Source organism: Polaromonas sp. (genome assembly GCF_041689105.1).
GTDB lineage: Bacteria > Pseudomonadota > Gammaproteobacteria > Burkholderiales > Burkholderiaceae_C > Polaromonas.
Genome location: NZ_JBDNGU010000111.1, coordinates 15,083 through 36,898 on the forward strand (window position 1 = coordinate 15,083; position 21,816 = coordinate 36,898).

Consider the following 21,816-nt stretch of genomic DNA (forward strand, 5'->3'; position numbering starts at 1 on the left):
CCTTCAGGCACCCACACTGCCGGTGATGGGCAGCACGATGCCGGTGATGTAGCCCGAGCACACCGGCGCGGCCAGAAACACATAGGCCGGCGAAATCTCTTCGGGCTGCGCCGGGCGTTTCATGTCGGTTTTTTCACCGAACTTGCGGATGTCGGCCGCCGATTTGTCGGCCGGATTCAGCGGCGTCCAGACCGGACCCGGCGCCACCGCGTTGACGCGTATGCCCTTGTCTATCAGGTTGCTGGCCAGCGACTTGGTGAAGGCATGGATGGCGCCCTTTGTGGCCGAGTAATCGAGCAGCTGGGCACTGCCTTCGAGGCCTGTCACTGAACCGGTGTTGATGATGCAGCTGCCGCGGCGCAGGTGCGGCACGGCCGCCTTGGCCATGTGGAAGTAGCCGAAGACATTGGTGCGAAAGGTTTCCTCGAAGCGCTTCTCGTCGAGTTCCTCCAGGCTTTGCGCGTGCTCCTGGAAGGCGGCGTTGTTGACGAGGATGTCGAGCTGGCCGAACGCCTTGAGGGTTTTTGCCACCGCCTTGCGCGCGAAAGCCGGGTTCTTGACGTCGCCCGGGATCAGTACACAGGCTTGGCCTTCGGCCTCGATACATCGCCGGGTCTCGCGGGCATCCTCATGTTCGTTCAGGTAGGCGATGGCGATGTCGGCACCCTCGCGCGCAAACAGCACGGCCACGGCCCGGCCTATGCCGGAGTCGCCACCGGTGATTAGCGCTACTTTGCCGCGCAGCTTGTTGCTGCCTTCGTAGGCAGGCGCCAGGAAGTTGGGCTTGAGCGCCATGCCGGCTTCCAGGCCGGGTTTGTCCAGGTGCTGCGCCGGCAGCGGTGTGGCGGGCTGGTCGCGGGCGCCGGCCTGAACCGCCTTTTTGGCAGGCAGTTTGTTGGGCTTGCGCCTGTCTCTGGCATCCTGGTCAGCCTGGATGCTGCGCTGCTTGCGCACCGTGGAAGTCGCCTCGTCGCGATCACCCCTGGCCGCAGGTCTTTTTCTTGCCGCAGGTTTTTTGGAGGAGGCGGTCATGCCTGACCGCTTTTTTTCTTGCCGCCGCCGTCGGTCTTGTTGACCGTGGCCCAGGCGCGAGCCGCAGCTTTGCTTTCAGGCAGGCCTTTTTTTTCATAAGCTTCCTCGATGTGCCGGGCCTGGCGTTTTTGCTTGTCGGTGTAGGCTGATTTGTCTCCTTGCGGCATGGCCTTGCTCCTTGAAAAAAAGATGAGGCCATCTGAGCAGGGTCTGCGCGGGGCGCTTGTCAACCCGGTCAGTCTTTGCGTGTAGGACAAATCATGCGCAGGCGCCCCCGCGCACTGTCCTACAACAACATCAAAGGCGTCCGACACAGGCGCCTGCTGGCGCTACCTAAAGTCTTTTTTGTGTTTGGCATGTCCGCCATGCATACAGCAAGCACACACACCTTGCTGTGAAGTGAAATGACCCACGAACAAGGAACCTCAACATGAGCAAAGCACCCCCCAAGATGAACGATGCGGTCGACCTGCTCGATGCCGACCATATTGCTGTCAAAAAAATGTTTACCCAGTTCAAGAAACTCAGTGAAGCGAAGGCGCCCGGTGACGAGCGCAAGGCGATTGCCGACAAGATCTGCACGGAGCTGACGGTGCATGCAGAGATTGAAGAGCAGATCTTCTATCCCGCCGCGCGCGAGGCCATCGCCGACGATCCGCTGCTCGATGAAGCGGAAGTCGAGCATGCCAGCGCCAAGGACCTGATTGCCCAGATATCCGCCATGGACCCCGACGAAGCGCTGTTTGATGCCAAGGTGATCGTGCTGGGCGAATACATCGACCACCACGTTGAAGAAGAGCGCAACGAGATGTTTCCAAAAGCCCGAAAAAGCGATATGGACCTCAAAGGCATGGTGGACGAGCTCACCGCGCTCAAGGAAGAGTTGCTGGCCAACGACAGCGCCACAGCCTGAGTGAAGGCCGTACGCTGGGTTCGCCGCTGGCTGCGGCAACCCTTGCGTGCGGCTGAACCGGGCAGCTACCCTTGTCCTCTCAGGCGACGCTGCCGCAAGCAGCAGGTTCAGCTACCCGCAACGCCTCCGCGCGGATCGAAAGAAAAGTAGAAAACTGCGCCCGCGCCTTCGGTCGACTCGGCCCGGATAAGGCCGCCATGGCGTTCCAGGATGCGGTGCACGGTAGCCAGGCCAATGCCACTGCCTTCAAATTCGTTGTCATGGTGCAGGCGGTGGAAAGGTTTGAACAAACTGGCTGAAAAGGCCATGTTGAAACCGGCGCCTTTGTCTTTGACGGCCAGCATCCGGCGTCCGTCTTCGCGGATCGGCAGGGCACCGAAGCTGATGCTGGCGTCGTCCTTGTCGCGTGAGTATTTCCAGGCGTTGCCGATCAGGTTTTCCAGAATGATGCGCGCGAACTTGCTGTCGCAGCGCGCGCTGATGCCGCTCTGTATCGTCACCTCCACCTGGCGCTGCGGATTGCGCTGGCGCAGCTGTGCAAGCACCTGACTGGCCATGCTGCTGAGATCCACACGTTCCAGGACCAGCTTGCCCTTGCTGGCGCGGGCCAGGGCCAGAAGGTCGTTGATCAGTTCGTGCATACGCACGACGTTGCTGCGGACCCGGTCAAACAGGCGTTCTTCCTCGTCGCTGAGCCGGCCCTTGAGCCGGCGGGCCAGCAGCACGCTGAAGCCTTCGATGCTGCGCAGCGGGGACTGCAGGTCGTGCGAAACCGAGTAGCCAAAGGACTCCAGCTCGGCATTGGTGGCCTGAAGCTGTTCGGTGCGCTCGTTGACGCGCTGCTCCAGCGTTTCGTTGAGGCGCTGGATCTCGCGGTCACGGCGCAGCCGCACCAGCTCGGCCGTGATGCGGCTGGCAAAAATCTGCAACAACGCATTGCGGTCGGGTGAAGCGGCTTGCGGCCGACGCCAGAAAGCATTAACGATACCGATGACCGAGCCGTCCGCATCACGCAGCGCTGCGCCCGCATAGGCTTGAAAACCGCCGTCCACCAGGAACTGGTCTTGCGGAAACAGCTTTTGCACACCGTCGCCGTACACGCACAAATCGTCCTGGGCGATAGCCATGTCGCACGGTGTGCCGGCCAGCGCATAGCTGAGGGGAAGCTTGAGCACGCCGTCCTGCATCATGGCCAGTGAATTCACCGTCCGGTCGTCGGCCGTTTCGCCCACCATCACCAGGTCAGCACCCACGGCCTTGCCCAGGTGCTCGACCACGGCGCGGAAGAAGGCTTCGCCGGTTTCAGCCGACAGTCCCTTGGCGATGTCGATCAGCACGGCCTCTCGCCGCTTTTCTTCGCTGATGTTGATGGTTGAACTCAGCACGCAGGGTTCACCGTCAATATCAACGATCGTTGACCAAATCCGGCAATCCACCAGGGCGCCGTTTTTGTGACGCATCTGCGTGTCGCGCGTTTTTACATGGCTGTGTGTACGCAGTTCCTTGATGAATTGCTGGCGCTCGGCGTCATTGCGCCAAACCCCGGCCTCCACCGACGTGCGGCCTATCAATTCGGCCGGGGTAAAGCCCTGCACCTGGTCGTCGGCCGCATTGACGGCCAGGAATTGGCCGTCGGCCACCCGCGTGATGGTCATGTTGATGGGGCTGAAATCAAAGGCCTTCGAAAACAGCTCTGCCGACTGGCGTGCCGCCTGCCTGGCCTGGTGCTCGGCGGTGGCATCGGTGATGGTGGAGACCACGATGCGGCCCGGGCCATCCCCTTCAATCTCGGTGGACAGGAGGATATGAATCTGGCGACCGTCTTTGGTGCGCCCGTCCATCGGCAGGTTGATCACGCGACCGGCTTTGGCCATCTGATGTACAAACGTTTTTCGGTCTTCCGGTGAGTTCCAGAGTGCGGCATCGGTACCGCCAATAAATTCACCCCGGCTGTAGCCGTACAGACGCTCAAAGGCCGGATTGACGTCGAGCACCTGCATGCTGCCGAAAGTCTGCACAACGATGGCGGCGGGGCTGCTGCGGAAGATGCGGCTGAAGCGGTCTTCGCTCAGGCGCAGTTCGGCCTCTGCCTCTTGGCGCCGCTTCAACTGGGTGCGTTGCTCGCGCAGGGCGCGCAGGGCAACCTCGCGGCTGGTGTAGAGGCCAATACCGGTTCCCACCAGCAGCAGCACATGCAGCAGCCAGAAGAGCAGACCGACCGACAGGTCGGGCTGGCCCATGAGGCCGGCCCGCTCGGCCCAGGTCATGACGCCCAGCGCTGCCGCACTGAGCGCCACCGCCGCGACCAACGCCTTTTTGCCCAGGACCATCCCTGCGGTCACCACCGCGCCCGTGAATCCCACGACGAGGGCGCTGCGCACGGAGCCAAAGGCATAAATGCCCACCGCCGCGCAGGCGATCATTGAAAATACCAACAGGTGACCTGCCCACAGGTAGCGGCCACGGCGCAGCAGCCAGAGCGCCACACCCGCCGTGACAAGGGTGGCAAGACAAATCAGGGCTTCGAACCACAGGCGTTTTTGCAGCACCGAGATGGCGATCAGAATCGGCATCCCGACCAAAAGCACCAGCGACACGGTCTGCAGGTCTCGTGTTTGGCGTTTTTGAATCAGCTCTTCTGGCAGAAGATAGGCCGACTCCAGCGGGGGAATGGCGGGCATGGCGGCAATGGGTTACAACTTGATGCTAGCGCAGTGCGGCACCGGGGGGCGCTATTTTTATTCGTCACGCGTCACGCGTCACGCGTCACGCGCAACCGGACGATCCGTGTCGCTGCACCAATCGCTCCAGCTGCCGGCATACAGGCCGGTGCGGCCCAGACCCGCGATTTCCATGGCGATCAGGTTGGGCAGGGCGCTGACGCCGCTGCCGCAGTGATGCACCACGCTGGCCGGCTCACGGCCGCCCAGCAGGGCATCAAACTCGGCCCGGAGTTCGCTGGCCGGCTTGAACTTGCCGTCTGCGCCCAGGTTTTGGCCGAAGGGGCGGTTCAATGCGCCGGGAATGTGGCCAGCCACCGGGTCCAGCGGTTCGACCTCGCCGCGGAACCGCGCGGCAGCGCGGGCGTCGATCAGGGTTTGCGCCGGTCGCCCGAGCCTGTCTGCCACCTGGCCGGCATCGACCAGCACGGCGCGTTCAGGACCGAGCTCAAAGTTGGACTGGAAGTGAGAAGCCTCCTCGCCGCTGGCCACGGCGCCGCCTGCCGCCTGCCAGGCCTGCAGCCCGCCGTCGAGCACGGCCACCGCCTCATGGCCCGCCCACTTGAGCATCCACCACAGCCGGCCGCAATAGTTGGCACCGTTGCGGTCATACACCACGGCCTGCATGTTGTTGGTCAAACCCGCGCTGGACAGCCAGATGGCGAATTTTTCGCGGTTGGGTAACGGGTGACGCCCGCCGGAGGCAGGGTGGTCGGCCCCGCCGGCGGTGACCACGCCGTGCGAGCCGGGCAAGCCGTGTTTGGCGCTGAGATGGACGTCCAGGTCGGCGTACACCGCCCCCGGAATGTGCGCCTGCAGGTAGTGCTGTTTGCCCGCGTGCGGCTGGGTCAGCTCGAAGCTGCAGTCAAAAACGCGCAGGGGCTGCTGGGCGGCGACCAGCGCCTGCAGTTGTTCGGCGGAGATCAGGGTGGTGTACATGGCAGACGGTGCTCAAAAAATGGAATTCTGGGTAGGAATTTGCCAGCGCGGGCCAGCGCAGGGTGTTGCCAAGTATCTCGCGCAGGGGCAAGGGGCTGCAAGGACTTTTGGCTTTTGGCATCGGGTGGTGTCGGACAAGTGCCCCCGGCTGGTCTTAGTGTTCTTCCGCGGGCGCACCTGGCGCGGCGCGGGCGCGCAGCACGGTGGCTGCAATGCCGCTGGCCATGATCAGCGCCATGCCAGCCCATCCGATCAGCGGCAGCCGCTCGCCAAACAGCACCAGGCTGTAGATGGCGCCAAACACAATGCCCGAGTACTGCAAATTGGCCACCACCAGGGTGGCGCTGCGGGTTTTCGCCTGGGTGTAGGCCCGCGTCATGCACAACTGGCCCAGCGAGGCCAGCACGCCCAGCGGGATCAGCCAGAGCGCGTGATGCCAGTTCCAGTCGGAGGTGCCGGCTACAAACATCGCCAACCCGCCGGCCACTGCTGACCCGACGGCAAAATAAAACACGGTGCGCGTCTCGGGCTCGCCAACCCGTGCCAGTGCCATCACCTGCATGTAGGCAAAGGCGGCCAGCAGGCCGGACATCAGACCGATCAGGCCCGCAAAAGCCTGGTTCTGCTCGATGGTCGGGCGCAGCATCATGATGACGCCGATGAACCCGGCGAGCACGGTGAGGACGAGGGGCCCCTGGCTGGACAGAGCTCCCACGCCTTTCGCTCCGGGTACTGCGCCGTCACCGCGCGCCGGCAGCAAGCCCATCAGCAGCGCGCCGCCGACCAGAAAGGTGGCGATCCAGACGCTGCTCATGTAGTTCAGGGTCATCGCGGTAGCCAGCGGCAGATGCGCGATGGCGTAAAACCAGGAACCCAGCGAGATCACGCCGACCAGGCTGCGCCACATGTGCATGGCAGGATAGCGGGTGGCCAGCGCCACGCCACGTGTGCGGGCCAGCACCCACATGAAAAACATGCCCAGCAGGCCACGGTAGAAAACCAGTTCAGCGCTGTTGAAATACTCGGACGCAAACTTGACGCAGACCGCCATGGTTGCGAAGAAGAAGGCGGCGGCCAGCATCCAGAGGGCTTGCATTGTGTCCTGTTTTTATAAGTAGAAAGTGGCTCTAGCCCATATGCGTCGGGCGCGAGCAGCTATCAAATCAGTAATAGAGTGCAGCCCCTGCTGCGGCCTCAGAGCATTTGCGTGGTTTTGCTGGCGCCCATCTCGCGCCGGTACCACTCGTGAAAATGCTGCATGCCGTCTTCCATCGGGCTCTGGTAGGGGCCGAACTCGTTGTCGCCGCGCTGCATCAGTGCCTTGCGGCCCGCGTCCATGCTCAGGGCGATTTCATCGTCCTCGACGCAGGTCTCCATGTAGGCAGCCTGCTGGGCCTCGATGAACTCGCGCTCAAAAGCGCAGATTTCCTCGGGGTAGAAAAACTCCACCACATTGAGGGTCTTGTCCGGGCCTTGCGGGTGCAGCGTGCTGACCACCAGCGCGTGCGGGTACCACTCCACCATCACGTTGGGGTAGCAGGTCAGCCAGATCGCGCCGTGTTTGGGCGGCACGCCATTGCGGTACTGCAGCACCACGTCGTGCCACTTCTTGTAGGTGTCGGTGCCGGGCTTGCCCAGCTTGTCGGACACGCCGACGGTTTGCACCGAGTAATGCGGCGTCAGTTCCCAGCGCAGGTCGTCGGTGGTGACGAAGGCCCCCAGGCCCGGGTGGTAGGGGCCGACGTGGTAGTCCTCGAGATAGACCTCGATGAAGGTTTTCCAGTTGTAGTTGCACTCGTGCAGGTGGATCTTGTCGAGCTGGTAGCCGGAAAAATCAAGGTCCTGCATCGGGCCCAGCGGTGCCATCTCGGCGGCAATGTCGCGGCCGTTGTCCTCGAACACCAGGCCGTTCCAGCTGCTGGTCTTGTAGCGGTTCAGGTTCAGGCAGGGGTCGACCTGGAAGTGAGGCGCGCCTATCAGCTCACCGGTGGTGTTGTAGGTCCAGCGGTGCAGCGGGCAGACGATGTTGCTGTCGGCGCCATTGCCCAGCGAGCCGCGGCCCTGCAGCATGGTCGACTGGCGGTGGCGGCAGACGTTGGAGATCAGCTCCACGCCGGTCGCATTGCGCACCAGCGCGCGCCCGCCCAGCTCCTGCGGCAGGGCGTAGTAGTCGCCCAGGTTCGGCACCGCCAGCTCATGCCCCACATAACGCGGGCCGCGGGTGAAGAGCTTTTGCTGCTCCCGCTGGTACAGGCCGACATCAAAATAGCTGGAGATGGGAAGCTGGCTGGTGGCCTGCAGCAAGCGAAGGCTTAAGTCTGACATGGGTTTGCCGAAAGAGGCGGTTCGGGGGTAGAGGAACAGGCAGGCGGCTTGCCACATGGCCGGGGCCGCCAGGACGGAAACCAAGGTTAATTGTAACGTGAGCACCCTGGCGCCGGGCATGGATCGCGGCCCGCAGAGGGGCCCCGCCGCCGCTGACAGTGACAGCCCGCCGGCAGAGGCTGCGTAACAGCCTAAAATCAGGCATTGAACCAATACCATGGCAAAAACGTCCTCCTCTCCCGTCCCCACTCCCCCGGCCAGTTATGAAGCTGCGCTGGAAGAGCTCGAAGCCCTGGTGGCCCGGCTCGAATCGGGCCAGTTGCCGCTGGACCAGCTGCTCGCCGGCTACCAGCGAGGAGCCGAGTTGCTCAAGTTCTGCCGCAGCAAGCTCGAAGCGGTGGAGGGCCAGATCAAGGTGCTGGAAGGCGGCGAGCTCAAGCCCTGGAACCAAGAGTAAATCATTGACTGAGCACACCTCTTTTGCGCTGGACGCCTGGAGCGCCCGGCAACTCGCTGCCGTAGAAAAGGCCTTGATGCACTGGGTCGCGCCTCCCGAGCCGGTGCCGGCCCCGGCCGGCTTGGGGGACGCGATGCGTTACGCGGTGCTCGACGGCGGCAAGCGACTGCGTCCGCTGTTGGTGCTGGCCGCTTGCGAAGCGGTGGAGGGCAGCCCGGCCGCCGCCCTGCGTGTGGCCTGCGCGGTCGAACTGATCCACGCCTATTCGCTGGTGCACGACGACATGCCCTGCATGGACAACGACATCCTGCGGCGCGGCAAACCCACGGTGCACGTCAAGTTCGGCCAGGCGCAGGCCCTTCTGGCCGGCGACGCGCTGCAGGCGCTGGCCTTTGAATTCCTGACGCCGGAGGACGGCTCGCTCGATGCGCGGTCGCAGGCCGTGCTGTGCCGCATGCTGGCCCGGGCAGCCGGTTACCAGGGCATGGCCGGCGGGCAGGCGATTGACCTGGCCAGCGTGGGCAAGGCCCTGTCGTCGGAACAGTTGCACGACATGCACCGCCTGAAAACCGGCGCCCTGCTGCAGGCCAGTGTGATGATGGGGGCAGCCTGCGGCGCGATCTCGCCGGCGGCACAGAACGCGTTGCGCGAATACGGCGCGGCGATTGGCCTGGCTTTCCAGGTGGTTGACGACATTCTCGACGTGACGGCCGATTCAGCCACACTGGGCAAAACGGCCGGCAAGGACGCGGCCCAGGACAAGCCCACGTTTGTGTCGCTGATGGGCCTGCCTGCCTCGCGCAACTATGCGCAAGAGCTGCTGTCGCAGGCGCATCACAGCCTGAAGGCCAGCGAACTCCGGCACACGGAGGCGCTCAGTGCGCTGGCCGACATGCTGGTGAACCGAAAGACCTGAGCATGCGCCAGGAACAACAGGAATGAGGCGCGCAGCGCCCGCAAACAACAAGGCACGCCACGATGTACCCACTGCTTGAAACCATCAACAGCCCCGCAGACCTGCGGCTGCTGCCGCGCGCCCAGCTCAAGACGCTGGCCGACGAATTGCGCGAGTATGTGCTGCACAGCGTGTCGCAAACCGGCGGGCATTTGAGCTCCAACCTGGGCACGGTCGAGCTGACGGTAGCGTTGCACTATGTATTCAACACGCCGGACGACCGCCTGGTCTGGGACGTGGGCCACCAGACCTACCCGCACAAGATCCTGACCGGCCGGCGTGAGCGCATGGCCAGCTTGCGACAGCTCGGCGGCCTCAGCGGCTTTCCGCGCCGCGAAGAAAGCGAATACGACACTTTCGGCACCGCGCATTCGTCCACCTCGATTTCCGCCGCGCTGGGCATGGCGATGGCGGCTAGGCAAAAGGGCGAAGACCGCCACGCGGTGGCCATCATCGGCGACGGCGCCTTGAGCGCGGGCATGGCTTTTGAGGCGCTCAACAATGCGGGCGTGTGTGACTGCAAGCTGCTGGTGGTGCTCAACGACAACGACATGAGCATCAGCCCGCCGGTTGGCGCGCTGAACCGCTACCTGGCGCAGCTCATGAGCGGGCAGTTCTATGCCTCGGCCAAAAACGTCGGTAAACAGGTGCTCAAGGTCGCACCGCCGCTGTTCGAGCTGGCCAAGCGGCTGGAGACCCATGCCAAGGGCATGGTGGTGCCGGCCACGCTGTTTGAAAATTTTGGCTTCAACTACATCGGTCCCATTGACGGCCACGACCTGGAGTCGTTGATCCCGACTCTGGAAAACATCAAGCATTTGCAGGGCCCGCAGTTCCTGCATGTGGTGACCAAAAAAGGCCAGGGCTACAAGCTGGCCGAGGCCGACCCGGTGGCCTACCACGGCCCTGGCAAGTTTGACCCGGCCATGGGGCTGCAAAAATCCACGGCACCGGCCAAACAGACCTTCACCCAGGTGTTCGGCCACTGGTTGTGCGACATGGCTGAAAAAGACAGTCGGCTGGTTGGCATCACGCCGGCCATGCGCGAGGGTTCGGGAATGGTCGAGTTTCACCAGCGGTTTCCGCACCGTTATTACGACGTCGGCATTGCCGAGCAGCACGCGGTCACGTTTGCCGCAGGCATGGCCTGCGAAGGCCTCAAGCCGGTGGTGGCGATCTATTCGACCTTTTTGCAGCGCGGTTATGACCAGTTGATCCACGATGTGGCGCTGCAGAATCTGCCGGTGGTGTTTGCACTCGACCGCGCCGGCCTGGTGGGGGCCGACGGCGCCACGCATGCGGGCGCCTACGACATCGCCTACCTGCGCTGCATCCCCAACATGAGCGTGGCCTGCCCCGCTGACGAGAACGAATGCCGCATGCTGCTGAGCAGCGCGTTTGAGCAAAACCACCCGGTGGCCGTGCGTTACCCGCGCGGTGCAGGTGCCGGCGTGGCGACCCAGCCCAATCTCGATGCCCTGCCTTTCGGCAAGGGTGAGGTGCGCCGCCAGGGCGCGGGCGTCGCGATTCTGGCCTTCGGTACGCTGCTGTATCCGGCGCTGCAAGCCGCCGAAAAACTCGGCGCCACCGTCGTCAACATGCGCTGGGCCAAGCCGCTGGACCTGGACCTGCTGCTGCAGGTGGCAGCCAGCCACGAGGCGCTGGTCACGCTGGAAGAGGGCGCCGTCATGGGTGGCGCCGGCAGTGCGGTGGCCGAGGCGCTGGCCCAGGCCGGCATCGGCAAACCGTTGCTGCAACTGGGTCTGCGCGATGAGTTCACCGAGCACGGCGATCCGGCCAGGTTGCTGGCACTGCAGGGCCTGGATGCTGCGGGCATTGCGCATTCGATCACCGCGCGTTTCAACAGCTTGTTGGCCCCTTCAAGGGCGACCCAGCCGGTGCTGAAGTCAGTGAGTTAGCGGCGTCGGCGCGGCGTGGCTCCGAAAGCGCTGAAACGCAAGGGCCGACGAAGCCCCTGTGCGCCAGGTTTTTTACAATCGCTCAAGAAGTAACTTCTGCGTCTGTCCTTGATCCGCGGTCCCGTGCAAGCTGGCTTTCCCTTTTCGGAGTCCTTCATGAATCGTCGCGCCCTGATCAAACATGCGGGTATCACCGGCGTGCTAGCGGCTGACGTGGCGCCAGCTGTGCATGCGCAGGCAACGGTCCGCTGGCACCTGGCGTCGAGCTTCCCCCAGTCACTGGACACGATTTACGGCGGGGCGGAAAGTTTTGCCCAGCATGTCCGGGCCGTGTCGGGCGGCAAGTTTGAAATCTCCGTCCACGCGGCTGGCGAGTTGATGCCCGCCTTTGATGTGGTCGACAACGTGCGAAATGGTTTGATCGAAGCGGCCCATACGGCGCCCTATTATTTCTCGGACAAGGACGAAACCTTTGCCATTGGCGGCGCGATTCCCTTTGGCCTGAACAGCCGCCAGATGAGCGCATGGACCTTCGAGGGCAACGGCCTCAAGCTGATGCGCGATTTCTATGCCGGCTACAACATCATCAATTTCGCCTGCGGCAATACCGGGGCGCAGATGGGGGCTGGTTCCGCAAGGAGATCCGCTCCGTCGCGGACATGAAGGGCCTGAAATTCCGGATCGGCGGGTTCGCCGGCAAGGTCATCGAGCGCCTGGGCGCGCGGCCGCAAAACCTGCCTGGCGGCGACATCTACCAGGCGCTGCAGCAGCGCAGCATCGATGCCGTCGAATGGATAGGACCCTACGATGACCAGAAGCTGGGCTTCAACAAAGTCGCGCCCAACTGGCTGGTGGGAAGGCGGCCTGCAGCTGGACCTGTACATCAACCAGAAGGCCTATGAGGCTCTGAGCAGCGCCAACAAGGCGGTCGCGAAAATCGCCAGTTCTGCGGCCCATGTGGAAATGCAGGCCAAATACGATGCCAGGAACCCGACGGCGCTCAAGCAGCTGGTCGGGGCCGGCACCAGGCTCCGGCCATTCCCCGCGGACGTCATGAATGCCGCATTCAAGGAATCCATGCAGCTTTATGGCGAACTGTCGGCCAGCAACGAAAACTGGCGCAAGGTGTATGCCGACTATGCGAGATTTCGCGGCGACCAGAACCTCTGGTTCCGCTTCACCGAATCAACGTTTGACCGCTTCATGCAAAGCCAGAAGCTATGAAGGCTCCGTGCTGACAGCCGACTGACTGCTTGTTTGGCGCGCAACGCCCCGCAGGGTAAACCCGCCCTTGGACCCCTGAGGGCGAGTTTTACAATCGAAAACAACTTGAAAATAGTTGGTGACCCGGCCACAAGCCGTGTTTTTTTTAATGCACCTGGAGTGAATTCATGGATCGTCGTTCCCTTATCAAAAATGCCGGCATCGCCGGCGTGCTGGCTGCCGGTATTGCACCGGCGGTCCATGCGCAGGCTGCAGTCCGCTGGCGCCTGGCGTCGAGCTTCCCCAAATCGCTGGACACCATTTTCGGAAGCGCTGAGATGCTCTCCAAAACCGTCAAGACGCTGTCGAGCGGAAAGTTTGAAATTTCGGTGCATCCTGCTGGCGAGCTGATGCCCGCTTTCGGCGTGGTGGACGCGTTGCAGGCGGACACGATCGATATGGCCCAGACGGCCGCTTATTACTTCAGCGGAAAAAATTCCATTTTTGCGTTCAGCACTGCCGTGCCTTTTGGGTTGACAGGACGTCAGAACGCCGCTTGGAAAGATTTCGGCAATGGCCGCAAGCTGCTGGATGCCTTCTTCGCCCAGTACAACTTCAAGACGGCCAGCGGCGGTAACACTGGTACCCAGATGGGTGGCTGGTATCGCAAGCAGATCAAGACCGTGGCCGACCTCAAAGGCCTGAAAATGCGCCTGGGTGGCGGTCTGTTCGGCGAGGCCATGGCCAAGCTCGGCGTGGTGGCACAAAACATGCCCGCCGGTGATGTGTACCAGGCGCTCGAAAAGGGCACGCTGGACGCCGCTGAATTCGTCGGTCCTTACGACGATGCCAAGTTGGGCTTCAACAAGGTTGCCCCTTACTACTACTACCCCGGCTGGTGGGAAGGCGGCGCCGACCTGGAGTTCTTTATCAATATCAAGAAGTTCAACACGCTGTCGGACGAGAACAAAGCCATTCTGGATGCCGCCTGCAAGGTTGCAGCGTCCGACATGACTGCCAAGTACGACGCGTACAACCCGATCGCCCTGAAAAAACTGGTGGCCGAGAAGACCAAGCTCGTGGCTTTCCCCAAGGCCGTCATGGACGCTGGCTACAAATCCTCCATGGAGGTGTTTGCCGAGCATGAAGCCAAGTCACCCGAGTTCAAGAAGATCCACCAGGACATGCGTGCTTTCCAGCGCGACCAAATCCTGTGGAACCGCTTCTCCGAGTACCCGTTCAACCAGTACATGAACACGGTCAAGATCTGAGTTGTTGACTACCTGCCCTTCAAGGCAGGTGATCATGCAAAAAGCCGCCCCAGGGCGGCTTTTTTATTGGGCGGGGATTTGCGGCTTGATCGGAAGGAAGTGGCTGCGCCCCGGCGGAGCGGGGTGGCTAGTTCTTGATCCCTTTGCTTGCCTTGCTGTCTTTACTGCCGCTCTTGTCCTTGAGGGCTTCCTGCATGGCCTTCATCGGATCGTCTTCGGCACCTGGACTTTCCGGTTCAGCAGCCTCCGGCCTGGGGGCTTCCTCGGCAGGCGCTTCCTCGGCTGGTTTTGGCTCTTCTGAGCCGTAGAGTGAGTCTGTCGATGGCAAGCTGTCGCGCATCTGCTCGCCGATGCTTTCCATGTTGTAAACCTGCTTTTTGTCAAGGCTGCCAGTGACCAACTGCGGGAAGGCAATCAGGAGGCCGACCATGGTCAGCTGGATGATCACGAAGGGAATGGCGCCCTTGTAGATCTGCATGGTGGTTACCGGCTCCATGATTTTCTTGGTCAGGCGGTCGACATAAGGCTTTTCGGGGGCCACCGAGCGCAGGAAGAACAAGGCAAACCCGAAGGGCGGGTGCATGAACGATGTCTGCATGTTCACCGCCAGCAACACGCCAAACCAGATCAGGTCGATGCCCAGCTTGTCGGCGACCGGCGCAAGCAGGGGAACCACGATGAAAGACAACTCGAAATAGTCGAGGAAGAAGGCCAGGAAGAAAATCAGCAGGTTGACCACAATCAGAAATCCGACCTGGCCTCCTGGCAGGTTTGCCAGCAGATGCTCAACCCAGACAGGGCCATCTGCGGCCTGGAACACCAGGCTGAAGACGGTCGCGCCGATCAGAATGAACATCACAAAGCTCGAGAGCCGGGTGGTCGAGGCCAATGCCTGCTTGAGCAGTTTCATGTTCAGTCGTTTGCGCGCCCAACCCATGATCAGCGCACCCATGGCTCCCATGGCGCCGCCCTCGGTCGGCGTCGCCACACCCAGGAAAATGGTGCCCAGCACCAGGAAGATCAGCAGCAGCGGCGGGATCAGTACAAACGTCACGCGTTCGGCCAGGCGCGACAGCAGGCCAAGCTTGGCGCTGCGGTTGAGCAGCGCAATGACCAGCGCCACAAACACGCCGCCACACAACGCGACCACGACTTTTTCGTCGGTCGCGACCATGGCGACTTCCTTGCCCTGCCACCAGCTGTGCAAGTCCTCCATGTGACGTGCCAGAAAGACGGCGACCGTGGTGGACAGCGCTGCCAATATCGCCAGCGAGGTGTAACCGCCACTGCCATCGGCTTCACGGTAAGTGCGCGCTTCCTGTGGCAGCGCCGGAACCCGTTCGGGCTTGAAGAATGCCAGCAACAGCACATAGCCCACGTACAGGCCCATGAGCATGAAGCCCGGCAGGAACGCACCTTTGTACATGTCGCCGACACTGCGGCCGAGCTGGTCGGCCATGATGATCAGCACCAGGGAGGGGGGAATGATTTGTGCAAGAGTTCCGGAGGCAGCAATGACGCCACTGGCCAGTCGCCGGTCATAGCCATAACGCAGCATGATGGGCAAAGAGATCAGGCCCATGGAGATCACCGAGGCCGCTACCACGCCGGTCGTGGCCGCGAGCAGGGCGCCCACAAAAATCACGGCAAGCGCCAGGCCGCCGCGCAGGGGGCCAAACACCTGGCCGACGGTGTCGAGCAGGTCCTCGGCCATGCCGGTGCGTTCAAGCACCAGCCCCATCAGGGTGAAAAAGGGCACCGCCAACAAGGTGTCGTTGGACATGATGCCGATCAGGCGTTGCGGCAACCACGCAATCACCGAAGAAGGGAACACGCCCATCTCTATGCCAACGAAGCCGAAAAACAGCCCGCAAGCGCCGAGGCTGAAGGCCACTGGAAAACCCAGCAGCAAAAACATGATCAACCCCACAAACATGATGGGGGCGAAATTGGTGGTGAAAAATTCCATAAAAAGTCCGCGCGCTCAGCGTTGAGTGGGGTTGCCGGCCGGAAGGCTGGTTTCAGGGATTTCGGAAAGGGCCTGGACGCGCAGCGCCTCGATCAACTCCTCTTCGGCCGACTTGTCCGTGAGCCGGCCCATGGGGTCCGGTCCCTGGCCGCGTAAAAAGGCGATGCGCTTGATGAGTTCAGACCACCCTTGCAGCATCAGCAGCAGAAAACCGAAGGGCAGGGCGGCCCAGACCGGCCAACGGATCAGACCGCCAGAGTTGCCTGATGTTTCGCCGCTCTGGTACATCTGCACGGCCATCGGTGCGCTGAAATAGAGTACGACGAGGCACAGAGGTGTGAGGAAGAAGGTGAGGCCGAAGATGTCTATCCACACCTGGGTCCGCTTGGACAAGCGGCTGTTGAGCACGTCAATCCGCACATGCTCGCGGTGCAGCAAGGTGTAGCCGGCCGCCATCAGGAAGGACCAGGCAAACAGATACCACTGGGCTTCAAGATAGGCGTTGGAGCTCATGTCAAAAACTTTGCGCACGATGGCATTGACGGCGCTGATGATGGTGGCTGCAAAGATCAGCCAGATCACGTATTTACCGACCTGGGCATTCAGCCAGTCGATGGCTTTCGCCAGTTTGAGAAGTGCGGACAAGAGAGGTCTCCGAGAAAAAGAGGAAAAGCGCTGTGCAGGAAGTGACTCTTCGGTTCCCTGATGTTAAGCGGTAAGCCTGACGCAGCACTGAAAGCAGGAGAGGGAGAATTTTCGGGTTAACCCTGAATTTTGTCTGGTAGAGGGTCTTGGGGAGGCGGGCAACCAGAGGTCAAGCAGCAGAGGCACTGGCACCAGTGAGCTGACGGGTCTTGGGTGCCTCGGACCAACTCAGGGCATACGCTTGTCTGCTATTCTGGCTCACCCCATGCGCGGTGCGCACTTGCCAGGGTTGGCAGGCTGCAGCCGGCTTACCAGGACGACGGTTTTGGCTTCAGACCCTCCACTCCCCTCTTTACCTCCCTCATTACCTCCTTCATCTGCCCATTCATCTGCGGCCCAAGCGGCCAGCCTGATTGATTCGCCCTTGATGCGCAGTGCCGGACGGGATGCCCTCTCGCTGGCCCTGATGGATGCACGCAACCACACCTTGCACCTGTTTGGCCAGTACCAGCAGGCGCTGGAGGCCGTCAACTTTGTGGTGCCCGAGCTGCCCGTCCTCAATCCTCCCGTCTGGGAGCTGGGGCATATCGGCTGGTTTCAGGAGTGGTGGACGGGCCGCAACATGCAGCGGGCGCGCGGTGTCCGCTGTGAGCCCGTTCACGCGCGGCTGGCTTCCATCGAACCGGACGCCGACCGCTGGTGGGACTCGGCGAACGTGCCGCACCACCAGCGCTGGACGCTGGACCTTCCCGAGGTCGCGAGTTGCCGTTCTTATTTGCTCGATACGCTTGAAAGCACACTGGAGCTGCTGGAAAAAACGGAAGAGGACGATGACGCCCTCTATTTTTTCCGTCTTTGCCTGTTCCACGAAGACATGCATGCCGAGGCCCTGAGCTACACCGCGCAGACATTGGGTCTGAGCCTGGACAAGGCGCTCTTGCAGGCTTTTGCGCCGCCTCCCATGACCCTGCGTGAGCCGCTGCTGGTGCCGGCCACCGTCTGGAGGCTCGGTAGTGCCGCAGCACCAGGGTTTGTGTTTGACAACGAGCTGGCCCAACACGATGTCAGTGTCCCCGAGTTCGAGATAGACGCCCAACCGGTGAGCTGGGCACAGTTTGTCGAGTTTGTCGATGACGGCGGTTATGACCAGCCGGAGTTCTGGCAGCGCGAAGGCTGGGACTGGCTGCAGGCCACGGCGAGTCGTGAAGGACGGCGCGGTCCGCGTTATGTGGAGCAGATTGGCGTAGCCAGCGGCGCGGTGATGCAGACGCGGTTTGGCCAGCCCATGCGCATGCTCGGCAACCAGCCGGCCATGCACATGAGCTGGTGGGAGGCCGACGCCTGGTGCCGCTGGTCCGGGCGGCGGCTGCCGGCCGAGGTCGAGTGGGAGGTGGCGGCGCACACTGCCGCGCGGCGCGGGTTTCGCTGGGGCGATGTATGGGAATGGACGGGCAGCAGCTTTCGGGCCTACCCGGGTTTTACGCCCGGTCCCTATGCCGACTATTCGCAACCCTGGTTCGGCACCCACAAGGTGCTGCGCGGTGCCTCGATGGCGACCCGCGCGCGCATGAAACATCTGAAGTACCGCAATTTCTACCTCCCGGAGCGGGATGACATCTTTTGCGGGTTTCGGTCCTGTGCGTTGTAGGCGCTATCGGTTTGATAGCTTTCTGCGCTTGCTACATAAGGGCTAGAGGCTAATTTCTTCATGAAATCGACTGTGTGAGCGGGTTCGCCGTCTGTAAGGCGTCACGCTGCGTCTCCGGCTCGCCCGGGACAGTAGGCGCAACTCCCCACTCCCGACCCTTCTCTCGCCCCGCTGGGCGAGAGAAGGGAGCCCCATTTGGCCGCGTGTGCTGCGCTCGCGTGCAAACCTGGCGGTCGCGTATTCACCGGTGTGTGCGCTTTGCGCGCACACACCGGTTGTCATTCCGGCGAAGGCCGGAATCCATCCCCGACCCGGATTCGAGTCCGCTCCCCACCCGTCGGGCTGGGCCGAGGAGCACAGCCGAAAACGGATCAGGGCGAGCGATTGTCTGAGCCGAAGGCGAGTTCGAGCTCGACCCCGCTTTTGGCGAGCACCACAGGTTGCCCCGAAGCGCAGCGCAGGGGACCCAGACCATCGGGTCGCTTTTTTCTTTGCTTACTTTCTTTTTGGCGACGCAAAAAGAAAGTGAGTTGCCGCCGGGCAAGCCCCGGCTTGTTGGCAAGCTACCGCACCTTGAACAACGTAAACAGTCAGTGACCATGGATCCCGGATCAAGTCCGGGATGACAGCCGCGAGAATGATCCGCTATGAATTCAATAGCTGCTCGCGCCCGTCCGACATGGGCTAGAGGCCGAAATTAGTGAAGTATGTACTTGACAAACCCTAATAAATAGGGATAATAGAGCCATACCGAAAGACGATCATGGCTGAACCAATCCTGAATCAACCCCACTTCCAGAACCAGGACGCTGCCCGCGCTTACCTTGAAGCTCTGCGCTGGTCTAACGGTGTTGTCTGCCCTCATTGCGGCGTGATTGGTGGTCACTATGAACTCAAGGGCACCTCTACGCGCCCTGGCCTGTACAAGTGCGGCGCTTGCTCCGATCAGTTCACCGTGACCGTGGGCACCGTGTTTGAACGTTCAAAAATCAAACTGCATATCTGGCTGCAAGCTGTCCACCTGATGAGCGCCAGCAAAAAGGGCGTATCTGCCAAGCAGATCGAGCGCATGTTGGGCGTGTCCTACAAAACAGCTTGGTTCATGTGCCATCGCATCCGCGAAGCAATGACCCCTGACCACACCGCCACCGGCCCAATGGGCGGCCCTGACACCATCGTGGAAGCTGACGAAACCTATTGGGGCAACCTCTACAAAGGCAGCCGTGGCCCTGCACACAAAATGAAAGTCGTGTCCCTCGTCGAGCGCGAGTCAGGCCAAAAGCGCTCTTTCCATGTGGCTAACGTCACTTCCGAAACTGTCGGCGCAATTCTCAAGTCTCAAGTGCATGCAGACACTCACCTGATGACCGATGAATCCGTAGTCTACAAGCGCATCGGCAAGGATTTTGACGCTCACAGCACTGTGAACCACAGCCGCAAAGAATACGCACGCGGTAACGTCACCAGCAACACCGTAGAGGCGTCCTTCGCCATTTTCAAGCGCGGCCTTAACGGCACTTTCCACAGCGTCTCTGAGCGTCATCTACAGCGCTACGCCAACGAGTTTGATTTCCGCTGGAATTTCCGACTGGGCAACGGATTCACTGATTCAGACCGTGCTGATGCAGCGCTCAAAGGTATCGCAGGCAAGCGTCTGACCTATCGGCGGATTAACGGCCAGCAAGAAGCCAACGCTTGAGACCCTGCTGCACCTGCTGATGCGTCGCGCTGGCTAAGTTTGCCAATTAGGCATAAAATGTTAGTGTTCGGCAACTTGGCCGTTCTGAGCCAGAAGGAATCCGCAAGCATGTATGACGAAGAAAAAGCCGCGCAAGCTGCCGCTTTCTTGCTAAGTCGCGCGAAGGGAAAGCTTTACCTTTTGTCTCTGGTTAAGCTCATGTATCTTTCTGAGCGCCTGTCATTTGAACGATACGGGGTGCCGTTGACCGGCGATTCGCTTGTTTCAATGGACTATGGCCCCGTCCTTTCCACCACCCTCAATCACATGAATGGTGCCATTCGCTCAAAAGAGAATGGTTGGGATTCGTGGGTTTCTGATCGCGCTGATCATATGGTTGCTTTGCGCGACGGCGTAGTGGGCGACACTCCCGAAAATGACTTGATGGCGCTTAGCGATAGCGATCTTGAGGTATTAGGGGAGGTTTGGGCAAGGTTTGGCCACATGAGCCGATGGGACCTAGTGAAATACACTCACACCCTTCCTGAGTGGAAAGACCCGCGAGGCAGCAGCATGTCAATTGAGTTTGACGATCTGTTTAAAGCTATCGGGTTTTCGTCCGATGTGTCGGACGATCTTCGGCGTCGAATAGTCGCCGAGCGAAACATAAATCTCGCTTTCGCTTGACCGATGGCCGCAATCGGGGACACGCTGCTGGTTGATTGCGGCCCTGTTGGAAAACACCTGTACGTTGTAATTTGGGGGCCGACTGACGTTCCATTCCGCGCAAGCAAGCCGCAAATGATTTCCGTAGGCATAACTTCCATCTATCCCGGATCTCCACACGACGCAGCTTGCGTTCTGGATGTGGGCGACCACCCGTTTATTAAGCATCCAAGTTATGTCTACTATCGGGCGATACGCACCGACGATGCATCGGCACTAGATGCGATGACGGCGCCGCGAGACGAGGTCGTAAGCGCTCAGCTTTTGCAAAAGCTGCGTCTAGGGCTTTGCCATTCCGCTCAAATTGACCGCAGATTTAAGGCGCTTCTAAACTGCCCGACATAACCCGCTCAAGCGGGTTATGTCTTATCCACGCTACTGCCTGGAATACACATACGCAACACGCCGCCAGAAACGACAAAAGGCGCGGACAAGCCGCGCCTTAGGTGCTAAAATCTCTACGCCCTAGTTCGCAAGGCTAGGGCTGATTGATAACCGGATGGCGTTACCCGCGTACCGTCTCCATGGTGTTGTTAGCACTGGTGTCCTTTCAGTTCGAGCCGCTAGACTCAGTTGCACTTGAAGCCGTTACAGATCGCGAGTCTGTAGCGGCTTCGCCCTTTTCAGCCAGACGAAAAACGCCCGGCGCATCACTGACGGCATAGCCGTCCTTTTTAAGATTCATCATCAGCGTACGAACGGCTGCGCGGGAAACTGGCTTTTCAGCGCGGGAATTGATAGTGACTTCCAACGCGTCAAGCGTCTGTTTTTCCTGCGTTAGGGCCAAACGCGCTATCTTGTCTACGCTGCCTTTGGGATTTCGCACTCTTTCAGTGTTTTTGACCCCTGCAAACAAATCAACCCGTGGCTTCTCATTACCCGCCGGAACAATCTTGACTGGATCAAGAATTGGGTTTGCTTGTGTTGGCTGGAAAATCTCACTCCCTGTGCTGACCGTGGGCTTCTTGAGCATCAGTTCGAACTCGGTCGGCTTAGCCGCAGCAGCAGCCGCTCGCAGCGTCACTAGTTGCGCCTCAATATCCGAGGCCGCACGCTTTAGCTTGGCTAGCGTGTCCTGCTTATCAGTGATGAGTTGGTCGATGTCCATAACGATATATTACCATAACAGACGCGGAACAACAGACGCTTAAGGACTGGATAACACTGTTCGTGTAAAGATATTGTAAAGACACAAGAGGCGTGAATGTTGCAGTTCCCGCTGCCGCGTCGATAATTCAATAATGACTACACCAGAGCCTCCGCCAGTTAATCCAATGGATGAAGTGTTGCGCCGCATGTTAGAGACGCCACCAAAGCCAAAAGAGAAAACCCCTCCAACGCCCAAGCAGTAGAGGTGTTCAGTGCCTGTTGATCAGGCTGCAAACCTTAAAGTAGCTTTAGGTTTTTCAAGTACAT

Annotated in this window: 17 protein-coding genes and 1 pseudogene; 9 read left to right on the forward strand and 9 right to left on the reverse strand. The window is 60.9% G+C overall.

Annotation, left to right across the window (positions count from 1 at the left end; genetic code table 11):
* Positions 1–3 precede the first annotated feature (3 nt).
* Positions 4–1,032 (reverse strand): SDR family oxidoreductase, encoded by a 1,029-nt coding sequence (locus tag ACESMT_RS12040; RefSeq protein WP_372826835.1) that lies wholly within the window; start codon positions 1,030–1,032, stop codon positions 4–6.
* Positions 1,029–1,199 (reverse strand): hypothetical protein, encoded by a 171-nt coding sequence (locus ACESMT_RS12045; RefSeq protein ID WP_372826836.1) that lies wholly within the window; start codon positions 1,197–1,199, stop codon positions 1,029–1,031. The genes ACESMT_RS12040 and ACESMT_RS12045 overlap by 4 nt, the downstream gene beginning before the upstream one ends.
* A 263-nt stretch (positions 1,200–1,462) precedes the next feature.
* On the opposite strand from ACESMT_RS12045, the gene ACESMT_RS12050 reads away from it, so the two are divergent.
* Positions 1,463–1,945 carry a hemerythrin domain-containing protein gene (locus tag ACESMT_RS12050; RefSeq protein WP_372826837.1) on the forward strand — a complete coding sequence of 161 codons (483 nt, stop codon included), beginning with the start codon at positions 1,463–1,465 and terminating at the stop codon, positions 1,943–1,945.
* Between the two features lie 107 nt (positions 1,946–2,052).
* On the opposite strand, the gene ACESMT_RS12055 is transcribed toward ACESMT_RS12050, so the two are convergent.
* From ACESMT_RS12055 to ACESMT_RS12070, 4 genes are all read right to left on the reverse strand, one after another.
* Positions 2,053–4,626, reverse strand: a complete 2,574-nt coding sequence (locus tag ACESMT_RS12055) for a PAS domain S-box protein (RefSeq protein WP_372826838.1) — start codon at positions 4,624–4,626, stop codon at positions 2,053–2,055.
* 78 nt (positions 4,627–4,704) lie between these two features.
* A complete protein-coding gene (locus tag ACESMT_RS12060; RefSeq protein WP_372826839.1) occupies positions 4,705–5,604 on the reverse strand; it encodes a sulfurtransferase in 900 nt (299 codons plus the stop codon).
* Positions 5,605–5,758: 154 nt separating this feature from the next.
* On the reverse strand, positions 5,759–6,700 hold the full coding sequence (locus tag ACESMT_RS12065; RefSeq protein WP_372826840.1) for a DMT family transporter: 942 nt from the start codon (positions 6,698–6,700) through the stop codon (positions 5,759–5,761).
* 98 nt (positions 6,701–6,798) lie between these two features.
* Positions 6,799–7,929, reverse strand: a complete 1,131-nt coding sequence (locus tag ACESMT_RS12070) for an aromatic ring-hydroxylating dioxygenase subunit alpha (protein WP_372826842.1) — start codon at positions 7,927–7,929, stop codon at positions 6,799–6,801.
* Between the two features lie 217 nt (positions 7,930–8,146).
* Between ACESMT_RS12070 and ACESMT_RS12075 the strand changes: the two genes are divergently transcribed.
* The 5 genes and pseudogenes from ACESMT_RS12075 (at position 8,147) to ACESMT_RS12095 (ending at position 13,734) form a co-directional block, all read left to right on the forward strand.
* On the forward strand, positions 8,147–8,386 hold the full coding sequence (locus tag ACESMT_RS12075; RefSeq protein WP_372826843.1) for an exodeoxyribonuclease VII small subunit: 240 nt from the start codon (positions 8,147–8,149) through the stop codon (positions 8,384–8,386).
* Between the two features lie 4 nt (positions 8,387–8,390).
* Complete coding sequence (locus ACESMT_RS12080; protein ID WP_372826844.1) at positions 8,391–9,302, forward strand: polyprenyl synthetase family protein; 912 nt, start codon at positions 8,391–8,393, stop codon at positions 9,300–9,302.
* 62 nt (positions 9,303–9,364) lie between these two features.
* A complete protein-coding gene (dxs, locus tag ACESMT_RS12085; RefSeq protein ID WP_372826845.1) occupies positions 9,365–11,260 on the forward strand; it encodes a 1-deoxy-D-xylulose-5-phosphate synthase in 1,896 nt (631 codons plus the stop codon).
* 156 nt (positions 11,261–11,416) lie between these two features.
* Positions 11,417–12,484, forward strand: a pseudogene (locus tag ACESMT_RS12090) (TRAP transporter substrate-binding protein).
* A gap of 167 nt (positions 12,485–12,651) precedes the next feature.
* Positions 12,652–13,734, forward strand: coding sequence for a TRAP transporter substrate-binding protein (locus tag ACESMT_RS12095; protein ID WP_372826846.1), 1,083 nt, complete (start codon positions 12,652–12,654; stop codon positions 13,732–13,734).
* 127 nt (positions 13,735–13,861) lie between these two features.
* On the opposite strand, the gene ACESMT_RS12100 is transcribed toward ACESMT_RS12095, so the two are convergent.
* Both ACESMT_RS12100 and ACESMT_RS12105 read right to left on the reverse strand, forming a co-directional pair.
* Positions 13,862–15,703, reverse strand: coding sequence for a TRAP transporter large permease subunit (locus tag ACESMT_RS12100; RefSeq protein ID WP_372826847.1), 1,842 nt, complete (start codon positions 15,701–15,703; stop codon positions 13,862–13,864).
* 15 nt (positions 15,704–15,718) lie between these two features.
* The gene (locus tag ACESMT_RS12105; protein WP_372826848.1) at positions 15,719–16,348 is read right to left on the reverse strand and encodes a TRAP transporter small permease subunit; all 630 of its coding nucleotides are present in this window, start codon (positions 16,346–16,348) and stop codon (positions 15,719–15,721) included.
* A 427-nt stretch (positions 16,349–16,775) separates the two neighbouring features.
* Here ACESMT_RS12105 and senA point away from each other — a divergent pair, with 427 nt between their 5' ends.
* The 3 genes from senA (at position 16,776) to ACESMT_RS12120 (ending at position 20,361) form a co-directional block, all read left to right on the forward strand.
* The gene (senA, locus tag ACESMT_RS12110; RefSeq protein ID WP_372826849.1) at positions 16,776–17,996 is read left to right on the forward strand and encodes a selenoneine synthase SenA; all 1,221 of its coding nucleotides are present in this window, start codon (positions 16,776–16,778) and stop codon (positions 17,994–17,996) included.
* Between the two features lie 763 nt (positions 17,997–18,759).
* A complete protein-coding gene (locus ACESMT_RS12115) occupies positions 18,760–19,695 on the forward strand; it encodes an IS1595 family transposase (RefSeq protein ID WP_372826850.1) in 936 nt (311 codons plus the stop codon).
* 108 nt (positions 19,696–19,803) lie between these two features.
* A complete protein-coding gene (locus ACESMT_RS12120) occupies positions 19,804–20,361 on the forward strand; it encodes a Panacea domain-containing protein (protein WP_372826851.1) in 558 nt (185 codons plus the stop codon).
* Between the two features lie 589 nt (positions 20,362–20,950).
* On the opposite strand, the gene ACESMT_RS12125 is transcribed toward ACESMT_RS12120, so the two are convergent.
* Positions 20,951–21,508, reverse strand: coding sequence for a hypothetical protein (locus ACESMT_RS12125; RefSeq protein ID WP_372826852.1), 558 nt, complete (start codon positions 21,506–21,508; stop codon positions 20,951–20,953).
* Positions 21,509–21,816: the final 308 nt, after the last annotated feature.

What these genes read in the sequence shown, in the direction of transcription:
- ACESMT_RS12040 (WP_372826835.1), bottom strand. Translation starts at nt 1,032, where the DNA reads ATGACCGCCTCCTCCAAAAAACCTGCGGCAAGAAAAAGACCTGCGGCC.
- ACESMT_RS12045 (WP_372826836.1), bottom strand. Translation starts at nt 1,199, where the DNA reads ATGCCGCAAGGAGACAAATCAGCCTACACCGACAAGCAAAAACGCCAG.
- ACESMT_RS12050 (WP_372826837.1), top strand. Translation starts at nt 1,463, where the DNA reads ATGAGCAAAGCACCCCCCAAGATGAACGATGCGGTCGACCTGCTCGAT.
- ACESMT_RS12055 (WP_372826838.1), bottom strand. Translation starts at nt 4,626, where the DNA reads ATGCCCGCCATTCCCCCGCTGGAGTCGGCCTATCTTCTGCCAGAAGAG.
- ACESMT_RS12060 (WP_372826839.1), bottom strand. Translation starts at nt 5,604, where the DNA reads ATGTACACCACCCTGATCTCCGCCGAACAACTGCAGGCGCTGGTCGCC.
- ACESMT_RS12065 (WP_372826840.1), bottom strand. Translation starts at nt 6,700, where the DNA reads ATGCAAGCCCTCTGGATGCTGGCCGCCGCCTTCTTCTTCGCAACCATG.
- ACESMT_RS12070 (WP_372826842.1), bottom strand. Translation starts at nt 7,929, where the DNA reads ATGTCAGACTTAAGCCTTCGCTTGCTGCAGGCCACCAGCCAGCTTCCC.
- ACESMT_RS12075 (WP_372826843.1), top strand. Translation starts at nt 8,147, where the DNA reads ATGGCAAAAACGTCCTCCTCTCCCGTCCCCACTCCCCCGGCCAGTTAT.
- dxs (WP_372826845.1), top strand. Translation starts at nt 9,365, where the DNA reads ATGTACCCACTGCTTGAAACCATCAACAGCCCCGCAGACCTGCGGCTG.
- ACESMT_RS12095 (WP_372826846.1), top strand. Translation starts at nt 12,652, where the DNA reads ATGGATCGTCGTTCCCTTATCAAAAATGCCGGCATCGCCGGCGTGCTG.
- ACESMT_RS12100 (WP_372826847.1), bottom strand. Translation starts at nt 15,703, where the DNA reads ATGGAATTTTTCACCACCAATTTCGCCCCCATCATGTTTGTGGGGTTG.
- senA (WP_372826849.1), top strand. Translation starts at nt 16,776, where the DNA reads ATGCGCAGTGCCGGACGGGATGCCCTCTCGCTGGCCCTGATGGATGCA.
- ACESMT_RS12115 (WP_372826850.1), top strand. Translation starts at nt 18,760, where the DNA reads ATGGCTGAACCAATCCTGAATCAACCCCACTTCCAGAACCAGGACGCT.
- ACESMT_RS12120 (WP_372826851.1), top strand. Translation starts at nt 19,804, where the DNA reads ATGTATGACGAAGAAAAAGCCGCGCAAGCTGCCGCTTTCTTGCTAAGT.
- ACESMT_RS12125 (WP_372826852.1), bottom strand. Translation starts at nt 21,508, where the DNA reads ATGGACATCGACCAACTCATCACTGATAAGCAGGACACGCTAGCCAAG.